Below are 12,071 nucleotides of genomic sequence, written 5' to 3' on the forward strand. Positions count from 1 at the left end.
TCTTTTCTGAGCCCGAGTTTTTGCGCATAAAAAATGGCGCTTACGCGCCATTTAAAACCATAAAAGCTTAGTCTTTTGCCATGCCCCAACGTGCATCGAGTTTTAGCTCTTGGTCTTTGTAGCGTGGAATAATATGGATATGTAAGTGTTCAGACACATTCCCAAATATTTCACCGTCATTAAAACCAATATGAAAGCCTGAAGGTTGATGACGTAATTGGAGTTCATTACGTGCCAGTTCCAGTAAAGACATTAAGCTTTTACGTTCTTTGTCGGTAATGTCAAAAAATGAGCTCACATGACGTAGAGGGATAATGACACAGTGACCTTTAGACAATGCATTGGGTTCGGGCAAAATCATCCCAAAGTCATTTTTATCAAGCACGTCATATTCATCAAAATTACAATATTGGCAGTGGGTCTCAGTCATTGTTATCTCCTCTAAAATCTAATTATGTATCCTGTTGGATCTGAAAAATCAAATAGTTGAATTCTCAGCTCTAGTTAAGCACTGAGATTGCGTTCTAGCAAGTCATACATTGCATCTAGCCCTTGTCTTTCTGCTTCTGGGTTATAGCCCAAGTCTACGCCATTGGCTTTGGCACGCTCATCGGCTAATGGGTTGCTAAAACCGTGCTTCGCATCTTCAAAAATGATGACTTCATGGTCCACTTTTGCCGCATGCATTTCTTCACGGAAGCTGGCAACATCATCCAAAGTGACCATGCTGTCTAACTCACCATGTAAAACTAAAATTTCACCCTGAATTTGACCTTCGACCGCAGGGGCTTTCGGTGCCAATGTGGCGTGGAAAGTCGCCACTGCTTTTAGTCGTGCGCTTGAGCGAGCTAAGTCTAAAACCACTTTACCGCCATAACAAAAACCAATCGCCGCCAGTTGAGTGGGATTCACTTCAGGCTGGGCAGCAAGCGTATCTAAACCTGCTTGCGCACGGTTGACGATGGTGTCGGCATCCGCAAAAGTTTGCATCATCCATTCATAGGCTTGTTTGGCATCTGTGGTGACATTTTTGTCGCCGTACATATCAATCGCCAGTGCGGCATAACCGTGTTTAGCCAGTTCGCGAGCACGTTGTTCAGTATATTCATTTCGGCCCCACCATTCGGGTGCAACGATGATACCTGCATGCGGTGTTTGAGAGCTTGGTGCTGCAAAATAACCAACTAAACGTTGTCCATCGGCGGCGTTATATTGAATTTCTCGAGTTTGAATACTGATTGTCATGCTCAAATCCTGATAGATGATCTGTTCTGATTAAAGCATAAAAACTTTTACAAGGATTTGAAAAATATTCCGATGTACATGAGAAATGTGAGAAATTATTTTTAAAGGCACACATAAAAAAGAAGGATCTGAATCCTTCTTTTTTGTGGTTAAGAATGGTGTGCTTTAGACTTTGCCACGGGATAAAAATCCGACAATCGCAAGAATCACAGCAATCACCAATAAAATAATCGCAAAGTCTTTGGATAAACCTGCTACGCCGCCAAAACCAAGTAAACTTGCAATCAGTGCAATCACTGCGAAGATAATCGCCCAACGAAACATAATTTTTCTCCATAGATGTTCTTATTTATTACTCTATTAGTATAGAAACAACGTTCGGACACACTGTGTTACTTTTGTTTAAAAAGTGTTCCGTTTGTATTTTAAGTTTATGAATATGATGTAAATATTGACACTTTAGATAGCTCTGAAAGCCATGTGACTATAGGTTATAATAGTGCATTCAGTTTTATTGGCAGTGGTTATGTCCAACGAATTAAGACCAGAGTTTTGGAAGCATTATGCGCTCACTGAGCTACGTTCAGCAGAGTGGGAAGCGTTGTGTGATGGTTGTGGTCTATGCTGTTTGGTGAAACTTGAAGATGAAGAAAGCCAAGAAGTCGCCTATACCAAAGTGGCCTGTAAACTGCTGGACTGTCAAACGGCCAGTTGTCGGGATTATCCGAACCGAAAGCAGCATGTGCCCGATTGTATCCAGCTCACGCCCGAACTTTTAGACACGATTCATTGGTTACCTCCGAGCTGTGCTTACCGCCGTCTGCATGAAGGTAAAAATTTGCCCAGATGGCACTATTTGAACACGGGCTCACGGCAAAGTATTCTGAAAGCGAAAAAGTCTGCGGCAGGACGTTGTATTTCTGAAGAAGAGATTCAGGATGACGACATTGAAGACTATATTGTGCGTTGGGTTCGCTAGTCGATAAAAGCACCATCAAATTGCATGAAAAGCTTGTGTCATTTGCCTGAATTTGCCATAACATAAGCATTCGATGAACGCATGATAAGTCCTAGCCCTATGTCCGATAGCAATATTCCACTGCCTGAACGTTTACGCCCGCGTGATTTATCTGAAATTATTGGGCAGGATCACTTATTGGGTGAGCAGGCACCGCTCCGCCAAATGATCGATCAAGGGCATTTGCCATCGATCATTTTTTGGGGGCCGCCAGGTGTGGGGAAAACCACGATTGCTTTACTGTTGGCGCAAGCAATCGACCGACCATTTGTCAGTCTATCTGCGCTCAATACGGGGGTTAAAGAGCTCCGTGAGATCATTGCTGATGGCGGAGATTTAATGCCACCTGTGGTGTTTATTGACGAAATTCATCGTTTTAACAAATCACAGCAAGATGCCTTACTGAATGCTGTGGAGAAAGGCAAAATTACCCTCATTGGTGCCACCACCGAGAATCCTTCTTTTGAAGTCAACAGTGCGTTGTTGTCGCGTTGTCAGGTCTATACCTTAAATGCGCTCGATGCCGATGCGATTCAAACTTTATTACTGCAAGCGATTAAGAACGATCCATTTTTAAAAGAGCGTTATATTCAAATTGAAGAATTTGAAGCATTGGTGCAGTTTGCTGCAGGTGATGCCCGCAAAGCCTTGAATTTAATTGAACTGATTGCGGGCACCTTCGAACCGGACCTTGAAAATATCGTGACCAATGCAATGGTGGTCAAAGTTGCACAGCAAAATATCGCCCGTTATGACAAATCGGGTGAGCAGCACTATGATTTGGTGTCGGCCTTTATTAAGTCGATTCGGGGGAGTGATCCTGATGCCACTTTGTATTGGATGGCACGTATGCTCAAAGGTGGTGAAGATCCCGTTTTTATTGCCCGTCGGATGTTGATTGCAGCCTCTGAGGACATTGGTAACTCAAACCCCAATGCACTGCTGCTTGCTGGAGAATGCTTCCGTTCTGTTCAAGCGGTGGGCATGCCAGAGTGTCGAATTATTCTTGGGCAGTGTGCGGTGTATTTGGCGACCAGTGCCAAAAGTAATAGTACTTATCTTGCGATCAACAAAGCGTTGGATTTGGCCGAGAAAACAGCGAATTTACCTGTGCCGCTGCATTTAAGAAATGCACCGACCAAGTTGATGAAAGAGCAGGGCTATGGCGTCGACTACTTGTATCCGCACAACTATCCAGAGCATTTTGTGATGCAAGAATATTTACCTCCTGAGCTCAAAGGAACCAAACTTTATGAGTCGGCACGCAATAAGCGTGAGGTTGAGGGTGAGCGTTTACAGCAACGCCGTTGGCAACAAGAACAGCAACAGCAGCAGTAATAAAAAAGCCTGATGCACAAATCAGGCTTTTTTGTTTTTTGGGGCTTAGGATTTAGTCACATTCATTGAGCAGTTTTTTCTTTAAGCACTGTAGCGTTTTTATGTTCCGATGTGCGTATTCATCAATTTTAATGCCGCAGGTAGCACCGCGGCTAATAAGGTGATTGCCATCGTGATGTTAAAGCTCAAGGCAAAGCGCGGTTTCATCAGATATTGGCGTAAGAAAAGACCACCGACAGCCCAAACCCCGACACATGGAATGGAAATCACCATTAAAATCAGGGCCGCATAAAGAATATCACTGACATGATGGTTTAAAGCAAAATAAGTGGCAATGGTGCTGATGGAGATAATCCACGCTTTGGGATTGACCCACTGAAAAAGAGCCCCTTGTAGAAAACCCATCGATGGTTTTTGTTCTAATTCGATGTTGAGTGGCCCACTGGACGCGATTTTCCATGCGAGCCACAGAATATAAGCTGTGCCGATTAAACTTAAAATAAATTGGAGCTGGGGCAGGGCCAGAAACACCTGATTTAACCCGATGCCGATGGCGAAGAGTTGCACGGCCACACCAAAGGCAATGCCTAAAACCAGAGGTAGGGTTTTACTGATGCCAAATCGTGCACCAGACAGCATGACCAGTGCATTATTGGGCCCAGGCGTGCAGGTCATTACGACACAGAACAGCAGATAAGAGACAAACAGTGAAGCGTTCATAAAAGGGATGGCGTAATCAAATAAGTATCATTTTATTGTTGATCTATCACAATTTGGTTGTATATTGATCGTTAATACTGAGTTTTATGCAACAAATGATTGAATTAGATCGATTAGACCGAAAAATATTGTGTGAACTTGAGCGCGATGCACATTTAACCAATATTAAACTGGCAGAACGCGTGGGTTTGTCACCTTCGGCCTGTTTACGACGCGTGCAAGAGTTAGAAAGAATTGGTGTGATCCGAGGCTATAAAGCGGTGATTGACCGTTCGCTTTTGGGTATCGGCTTAACTGTTTATGTGACCATCGGGCTGTCTTGTCACTCAAAAGAGAGCTTGAGTCAGTTTGAGGATGTGATCACTGCAACGGATGAAGTCAGAGAGTGTCATACCATTACAGGCTCGGTCGAGTATTTGCTCAGGGTTGAAGTGGCAGACATTAAGTCTTATAAAAAGTTTCATACTGATGTTTTAGGAACGATTCCATCCATTAGCTCGATCACCAGTTTTTTGGTGATGGATACCACTAAAAATCGATAAACCAATCTATAAAAGCTTAGGTGGAAAGGTAAAAAAACCGAGCGAAATGGCTCGGTTTTTTATCTGAATGCATATAGTTTCGTGGGATCAGATCAAACAAGGCGCTTTATCTTTTCAACTAAGTATTGAATGTTGAATCATTGCTGCATCAAGCTCTTGAAGACTATTCAATTATTTAAAGTTACCCTCTAAAAACTGTTGCAGGCGTTCACTTTTGGGGTGAATCAAAACTTCTTTTGGATCACCTTGTTCTTCAATTTTGCCTTGATCTAAGAAAATGACATGATTGGACACATGGCGTGCGAAGCCCATTTCATGAGTGACCACAATCATGGTTCGGCCTTCTTCAGCCAAACTTTGCATCACTTTCAACACCTCACCCACCAGTTCAGGATCTAGAGCACTGGTCGGTTCATCAAACAACATCACTTCAGGCTCCATCGCTAAGGCACGGGCAATCGCAACACGCTGTTGTTGTCCTCCTGACAAAAAAGACGGATATTTCTTTTCGACACTTTCAGCAAGCCCAACTTTTCTTAAATATTTTCGCGCACGCTCTTCTGCCTCACTCCGCTTTAGCCCCAAGACATGAATGGGTCCTTCAATAATATTTTCTAATACCGTCATATGCGACCATAAATTGAAATGTTGAAAGACCATCATCAGTTGAGTGCGCATTTTTTGTAGTTGTTTAGGGTTTGTGGCTTTAAGATCGCCATTTTTATCTAAAGTAGTCTCTAACTGTTCACCATTGAGTTGAATGCTGCCTTGGCTCGGTTGTTCTAGAAAATTGATGCAACGAAGAAAGGTACTTTTACCTGAACCTGAGGAACCAATAATACTAATCACATCACCTGCGCGTGCCTCAAGTGAAACCCCTTTTAAGACTTCATGATCGCCAAAACTTTTACAAAGGTCTCGAATCACCAGTTTTGCTGAATTTTCCATTGTTTCTCCTAATGATTCGATGGTTTTAAAAACGCCAACCAGCGTTGTTCCAATTTACGAAAGATCCAAATGAGGATAAATGCCAGACAGGCATACAGCACAGCGGCAATGCCAAAGGCATCAAACGTGGCATAAGTGGCAGCATTGACATCCCGTGCAATTTTGAGAATATCAGGCACGGTTGCAGTGAAGGCAATGGTGGTTGCATGCAGCATCAAAATGACTTCATTGCCATAAAACGGCAATGCTCGGCGTAGCATCGACGGAATAATAATGCGGGTATAGCGTTTCCAAGGCGACATTCCAAAGGCTTTTGCTGCCTCAATTTCGCCGTAGGGAATCGAACGTATCGCCCCTGCAAAAATTTCAGTGGTATAAGCTGCTGTATTGAGTGCAAACGCTAAAATGGTGCAATTAAGCCCTTCTCTAAAAAATTCATCGAGCCGTTCATGGGCATGCACAAATTCAAGGCTATAAATCCCTGTATAGATAATCAGTAGCTGCACATATAAGGGGGTACCACGGAAAATATAAGTAAAAAACCAAACAGGTCCACGTAAAAAAGCATGCTCAGAAACTCGAGCAATTGACAAAGGCACAGCCAGAACAAAACCAATCGCAATCGATAAGACCAGTAGCCACGCGGTCATGGCGACCCCAGTCATTTGAAAACCATCGGTCCACAGATAGGACTGCCAGTATTGTTGAATAATTTCAATCATAGTTGTCCCTTTTTCACACCAGCAGAATAACGACGTTCCAGCCACATGAGAATCAAATTCGAAAGGGTGGTGATGGCCAGATAAATGATGGCTGCAACAATACTGAAATAGAACACTTGCATGCTGCTTCGACCTGCATCTTGGGTAATTTTGACGATGTCGGTCAAACCAATTAAGGACACCAAGGCAGTGGCTTTGATGAGGACTTGCCAGTTATTGCCAATCCCCGGTAAGGCAAAACGCATCATTTGTGGAAAGAGGACACGCCTGAAGACTTGAAATGGGGTCATGCCATAGGCATATGCAGCTTCAAGTTGACCTTTGGGGACGGCTTGAAATGCGCCACGGAAGGTTTCCGTAAAATAGGCCCCATAAATAAAGGCTAAAGTAATCACCCCTGCCACAAAGGGATTGATGTCAATTTGCTCCATATGAATCGATTCGGTAATCGAGTTCAATCCAAGTTGCAGGCTATAGAACAACAACAACATGATTACCAGATCAGGAACACTACGAATGAGCGTGGTATAGAGGGTTGCAACATGACGTAAGATTTGAATACGAGAGAGTTTGGCACTTGCCCCAAACAATCCAATAATGATCGAAAGTACCAGTGATAACAAAGCAAGCTGTATGGTCATCCAAGTGCCACTGAGTAATACGGGACCATAGCCAGACAGAAACATACTCAGTTTCTCCGAGTAAAAATATAAAATTTTATAAATCAGCAATATATATAACCTGAGTTCGATGAAATCCACTTAACCTTTTAGCATATTTTGGAAAGTTGGCTTATTGGGGTTCAAACAATAAGCCACTACAGCAGCCATGATATTCACCATGAAGTTATTTACCGAACGATGACGTGAATGTTCAAGTTGATGTAAATTTTTTAATTGATCATTCACTGTTTCGATCAATCCTCTTCTGCAAAGTAATTGTTTTTCTTCTTCAGTTTGGATGGGTTTATTTTTCATATTCCGACGTGATGGGGTCAATATTTTCAGTCCTCTTGCTGCTAAAGCTTCGGCTTTTGCTTTGCTCAAATAGCCTTTGTCTCCGAGTAGGATCCCTTTTAATTCTTGAGTTAAAGATTCTAATATAGCAACATCATGAACATTTCCCGATGTCAGCTTGAGATTAATAATTTCACCTAAATTATTGATAACGAGATGTAATTTAAAACCATAAAACCAACCCGTACTACTTTTTCCACGACCGGCCAAGCCTTTAAATACACGATGCCTTTTAATCCGAAGATTATGGCAAACTACCAATTTAGTGGAGTCAATGATACTGATTCCCGTATCTTTTCCTTTCACCTGATGGAAGAAACTACTCAGAGCTTGCAAACAACGGGGCATGATTTCAATAAATCGGTTGTAGCTAAGCAGTTTAGGAAAAGCAGATTTCCAGAATGGAACGATCATTTGGCAATAAAAATATTTGAAGAATCTAAAACCGGATTGATGAAATAAAATGACAATGGTCATTGCTTCAGACAAGCTTAAAGCTGACTTTTTCAACCTGGTTTTTTGATTAGAAATTAAAGCTTTCTCTAAAGATTCATTAAATTTTTTGCAGAAATCATCCAAAATACAAAATAATTCGGTAATATGATCCATTGAGAAGCCTTGTTTTATAACATTTTGTCTTGAGAACCAATATGTTACAAAAACAGGGCTTTTTTTCTACTCTTTTTTTATATCGAACTCAGGTTATATAGGGTGTCGGTGTTGAACCGACACCCTATAAATTAATAAATGCTGAAGGAGAAGTATTTTTTCTCGAGTTTCTTATAGGTGCCGTCGGCAATAATTTCAGCTAACGCTTTATCAATATTCTTTTTCAGATCGACATCTTCTTTACGTAAGCCGATTGCAGCCCCCACACCGAGTGTTTTGGCATCGACCACATTATTACCTGCAAAAGCAAAGCCTTTACCTTTCGCCGATTTTAGGAAACCTGCATCGACCATAATCGCATCTTGTAATGTTGCATCTAGACGTCCTGAAACCATGTCTTGGTAAAGCACATCTTGGTTTGGATAAGGAACTACATTGACACCTTTAGGCGCCCAATAGGCTTTTGCATAGCCTTCTTGAATCGTACCTTGTTGTACACCCACACGTTTGCCTTTTAGGGATGCAGGCGTAGGGAGTAAAGGAGAGCCTTTCTTCGCGACCATGCGGGTAGGCGTGTTGTAAATTTTATTACTAAACGCGATTTGTTTTGCACGATCCGTAGTGACCGTCATTGAAGACAGAATACCGTCGAATTTCTTCGCTTTGAGCGCAGGAATCATCCCATCAAAGGAGTTTTCTACCCAGACACATTTGGCTTTTAATTTGGCACAAATGGCATTGCCTAAGTCAATGTCAAAACCGACCAGCTTATTGTCTGGTGTTTTATATTCAAAAGGTGCATACGCAGATTCTGTGCCAAAACGAATGGTTTTCCATTCTTTTGCTTGGACAGTACTGCTTAGTGCTACGGCTACGAATGTAGTGGGAAGTAGTAATTTTTTTTGCCAGTTTTTCATTTTAAATATAGCCATCCATAAAAAATAAAATCTAAGAAATAAGACGAAGATAGAACTTACCCTACTGAGTACTTTTGAATAAAAGCAACATCTATACCAGCTTTCTGCTCTTAGGGGATCTATGGATCTTGTCGCCATGAGAGATGAGGAAGTAAGGGTATTTTTTCGGTTGGAATAATTTTTATCTGAGAACATCCTGTTCATATGTTTTTATCATATGAAAAAATGAAGGTGAGACATAGCTGAAATATACCTGAAGTCTTGTGCGCTATGGCGTACAGAATTGATGATTTTTTAACAGTGGCTCAGTGTTTTACAAGACTATTTTTCAGTGTTGAATAGCTCACAAATAAACTGAAGTACTGTAATAGCTATGGAGCTGAAAACAAAAAAACCGAGCGTTTAGGCTCGGTTTTTTTTGAATCTGTAACTGATTAGATATCAGAAAGGTCGATACCTAAACGTGCAGCAACTTCTTCATAAGCTTCAACCACACCACCTAAACCTTGACGGAAACGGTCTTTGTCGAGTTTTTTCTTGGTTTCTTTGTCCCATAGACGACAACCGTCTGGAGAGAACTCATCACCTAGAACGATACGGTCGTGGAATACGCCAAACTCAAGTTTGAAGTCCACAAGTAGCATGCCGCCTTGGTCAAATAAGTTTTTAAGCACTTCGTTCACTTGGTAAGTGAGGACTTTCATTTGCTCAAGTTGCTCAGCAGTTGCCCAACCTAAAGCAATCGCTTGAGACTCATTGACCATTGGGTCACCAAGTGCATCGTCTTTGAAGAATAATTCGAAAGTCGGCGGGGTTAATTCCTTGCCTTCTTCTACACCTAAGCGACGGCATAAAGAACCTGCTGCATAATTACGAATTACACATTCAACAGGGATCATGCTGAGTTTTTTCACTAGAACTTCTGTTGGAGAAAGAAGTTTTTCAAAGTGAGTCTCAATGCCAGCCGCAGCCAATTTATCCATGATAAAGGCGTTAAAACGGTTGTTCACCTTACCTTTACGATCTAGTTGTTCGATCTTTTCACCATTGAATGCCGAAGCATCATCACGAAAGACTAAAATCAGGTGGTCTGCACTGTCTGTTTCATAGACAGATTTCGCTTTACCAGTATAGAGCAAGGTTTGTTTTAACATGAGGGAACCTTTTTCAAAAAAAAATGCCTAGTACGACTAGGCTGGCCAATTTTGGTAAATCTGGGTTAACAATTCTGTGGCTTTTTCAGGCGCTGCAAAACTGTTATCGGCATTGAACACAGCGAGGTTGTTGCTGCTACCGACCGCGGTCAGTCTTAACACATAGACCTGTTGATCGATTTTAATGGTTGCTTCATAACCATTTTTGCTTTGACCAACAATTTGATGGTTGAGGCTGCTGAGGGTGGCAAGCGTATATTGCCAAATTGTAGCAGAATTTCCCTCAATTTTGAGCAGCGGATTCTTATTTCCGTCAATAATCAATTGAGGGCGACTCACAGCTGTATCAACTGTTTCCGTTGATTCTGCATTCGACATGACTTGAGCAGCTTGAGGGCGCGGCATTGCAAAACGGTTTCCGCGCTTGTTTTCAAGTACAGGTGCATGTTCAAGAGCGAGTGCTTCAACCGTTGGAGCTGGATACAACGGCGTTGCAGGTCGAACCATAGAGCCTTCAGGGTACTTAAGAGGTTCTAAGGTTGCTGTTTCTTTATAGTCCAAACTACCGTTATTGACTGCAAGGGAACTACAACCCGCTAAACTGACGACTGAAAGTGCGAGAGTAAGACCTAAACGTAATTGCATATTGATGTGCTCTTTATTTAATGACACCCGCCGTTGTGAGTGCTTCACGGAGCGGTGTGCGATATTGTTCTGCAAGTGGTGTTAATGGTAAACGAATACCCGTTTCGATTAACTCCATTTCATGAAGTGCCCATTTCACAGGAATTGGGTTCGATTCGCAAAATAGAATTTCGTGTAAATTTGCAACTTGGGTATTTAGGTTTTCAGCTGTTTCAGCTTCGCCTGCCAGTGCTGCCGCGCAAACATCGCTCATTTCTTTTGGTGCAACGTTTGCAGTCACAGAAATATTGCCTTTTGCACCCGACAGAATCAATTGATAAGCCGTTGCATCATCACCTGAATAGACGGTCATTGCCTTGCCAGCAAGACCTTCGAGCAGTGCTTGACCACGCGGGACATCACCTGTGGCATCTTTGATGCCCACAATTTGTGGAATATCGGCTAAACGAATGACCGTTTCATTCGCCATATCGACACCCGTACGACCAGGTACGTTATATAGAATTTGAGGAAGATCAACAGCTTCAGCAATAGCTTTATAGTGCTGATATAAGCCTTCTTGGGTCGGTTTATTATAATAAGGGGTAACCAGAAGAGCAGCATCTGCACCGAGTTCTTTGGCTTCTTTAGTCAACTCGATGGCTTCACGCGTTGAATTCGCGCCAGTACCCGCAATAATCGGGATGCGTTTGTTCGCGACACGAATGATTTCTTTAATCACTTGTGTATGCTCTTTCATGCTTAGAGTAGACGCTTCACCCGTTGTACCGACAGCAACAATGCTATTTGTGCCTTGTGCGATGTGCCACTCAACGAGCTTCTCTAGACCCTTCCAATCTACACTGCCATCTTCAAACATAGGGGTGACGATTGCGACAATTGAGCCTTGGATGGTCTGTGCTTGCTGAGTCATTTTAAAAAAATATCCTATTTGTCCATCCAGTTAGGCCAGAAAAACATAAGATTGGATGGGTGCGTATTTTAATTTATAGCATTTTCAAAGCGCTGATGCATTGAATAATGCTTATGCAAATTATGAACGAACACAACATGAAGAACAATATGCTTTAGTCAAAGTGTATAAAAACTTTATCTTTCGCTACAAAAATACAGCTTGTTCAAATGGTAGACAAAGAAAAGCATCTTATTTTGCGTCTGAAAAGGGCGTTTTGCATAACCTATGGCCATGGATTGAAG

General features: G+C 42.1%; 15 protein-coding genes. 3 read left to right on the forward strand and 12 right to left on the reverse strand.

The features are described from left to right. Positions 1 to 67: 67 nt before the first annotated feature. The 3 genes from AC4CU3_RS09425 to AC4CU3_RS09435 form a co-directional block, all read right to left on the reverse strand. Positions 68 to 430: an HIT family protein gene (locus tag AC4CU3_RS09425; RefSeq protein WP_201706929.1), complete on the reverse strand. Its 363-nt coding sequence runs from the start codon at positions 428 to 430 to the stop codon at positions 68 to 70. Between the two features lie 74 nt (positions 431 to 504). Beyond that, positions 505 to 1,251: a dienelactone hydrolase family protein gene (locus AC4CU3_RS09430; RefSeq protein WP_490738159.1), complete on the reverse strand. Its 747-nt coding sequence runs from the start codon at positions 1,249 to 1,251 to the stop codon at positions 505 to 507. A 159-nt stretch (positions 1,252 to 1,410) separates the two neighbouring features. Then, positions 1,411 to 1,569: a DUF1328 domain-containing protein gene (locus tag AC4CU3_RS09435; protein WP_004647174.1), complete on the reverse strand. Its 159-nt coding sequence runs from the start codon at positions 1,567 to 1,569 to the stop codon at positions 1,411 to 1,413. A 202-nt stretch (positions 1,570 to 1,771) separates the two neighbouring features. Between AC4CU3_RS09435 and AC4CU3_RS09440 the strand changes: the two genes are divergently transcribed. Next, a complete protein-coding gene (locus AC4CU3_RS09440; protein ID WP_039890724.1) occupies positions 1,772 to 2,224 on the forward strand; it encodes a YcgN family cysteine cluster protein in 453 nt (150 codons plus the stop codon). Between the two features lie 99 nt (positions 2,225 to 2,323). Continuing rightward, positions 2,324 to 3,601: a replication-associated recombination protein A gene (locus tag AC4CU3_RS09445; protein WP_087011969.1), complete on the forward strand. Its 1,278-nt coding sequence runs from the start codon at positions 2,324 to 2,326 to the stop codon at positions 3,599 to 3,601. Positions 3,602 to 3,700: 99 nt separating this feature from the next. Here the strand turns inward: AC4CU3_RS09445 and AC4CU3_RS09450 are convergent, their stop codons facing one another. Then, positions 3,701 to 4,321, reverse strand: coding sequence for a LysE family translocator (locus AC4CU3_RS09450; RefSeq protein WP_490738160.1), 621 nt, complete (start codon positions 4,319 to 4,321; stop codon positions 3,701 to 3,703). A gap of 86 nt (positions 4,322 to 4,407) precedes the next feature. On the opposite strand from AC4CU3_RS09450, the gene AC4CU3_RS09455 reads away from it, so the two are divergent. Continuing rightward, the gene (locus AC4CU3_RS09455) at positions 4,408 to 4,863 is read left to right on the forward strand and encodes an Lrp/AsnC family transcriptional regulator (RefSeq protein WP_490738161.1); all 456 of its coding nucleotides are present in this window, start codon (positions 4,408 to 4,410) and stop codon (positions 4,861 to 4,863) included. 171 nt (positions 4,864 to 5,034) lie between these two features. Here AC4CU3_RS09455 and AC4CU3_RS09460 read toward each other — a convergent pair whose 3' ends face one another. From AC4CU3_RS09460 to dapA, 8 genes are all read right to left on the reverse strand, one after another. Then, on the reverse strand, positions 5,035 to 5,811 hold the full coding sequence (locus AC4CU3_RS09460; RefSeq protein ID WP_004691823.1) for an ABC transporter ATP-binding protein: 777 nt from the start codon (positions 5,809 to 5,811) through the stop codon (positions 5,035 to 5,037). Between the two features lie 8 nt (positions 5,812 to 5,819). After that, positions 5,820 to 6,533, reverse strand: coding sequence for an ABC transporter permease (locus AC4CU3_RS09465; RefSeq protein ID WP_126034760.1), 714 nt, complete (start codon positions 6,531 to 6,533; stop codon positions 5,820 to 5,822). Further along, a complete protein-coding gene (locus AC4CU3_RS09470) occupies positions 6,530 to 7,219 on the reverse strand; it encodes an ABC transporter permease (protein WP_126034762.1) in 690 nt (229 codons plus the stop codon). The genes AC4CU3_RS09465 and AC4CU3_RS09470 overlap by 4 nt, the downstream gene beginning before the upstream one ends. Positions 7,220 to 7,294: 75 nt before the next feature. Continuing rightward, positions 7,295 to 8,158 (reverse strand): IS982 family transposase, encoded by an 864-nt coding sequence (locus tag AC4CU3_RS09475; protein WP_004679438.1) that lies wholly within the window; start codon positions 8,156 to 8,158, stop codon positions 7,295 to 7,297. Between the two features lie 131 nt (positions 8,159 to 8,289). Further along, positions 8,290 to 9,075: an ABC transporter substrate-binding protein gene (locus tag AC4CU3_RS09480; RefSeq protein ID WP_490738162.1), complete on the reverse strand. Its 786-nt coding sequence runs from the start codon at positions 9,073 to 9,075 to the stop codon at positions 8,290 to 8,292. Between the two features lie 434 nt (positions 9,076 to 9,509). After that, the gene (gene purC / locus AC4CU3_RS09485) at positions 9,510 to 10,229 is read right to left on the reverse strand and encodes a phosphoribosylaminoimidazolesuccinocarboxamide synthase (protein ID WP_004691818.1); all 720 of its coding nucleotides are present in this window, start codon (positions 10,227 to 10,229) and stop codon (positions 9,510 to 9,512) included. A gap of 36 nt (positions 10,230 to 10,265) precedes the next feature. Beyond that, a complete protein-coding gene (locus AC4CU3_RS09490) occupies positions 10,266 to 10,874 on the reverse strand; it encodes a hypothetical protein (RefSeq protein ID WP_005401459.1) in 609 nt (202 codons plus the stop codon). A gap of 13 nt (positions 10,875 to 10,887) precedes the next feature. Beyond that, positions 10,888 to 11,787, reverse strand: a complete 900-nt coding sequence (gene dapA / locus AC4CU3_RS09495) for a 4-hydroxy-tetrahydrodipicolinate synthase (RefSeq protein ID WP_234954706.1) — start codon at positions 11,785 to 11,787, stop codon at positions 10,888 to 10,890. Between the last annotated feature and the right edge of the window lie 284 nt (positions 11,788 to 12,071).

The sequence above is a fragment of the Acinetobacter sp. 802_lipA genome, from assembly GCF_058242885.1.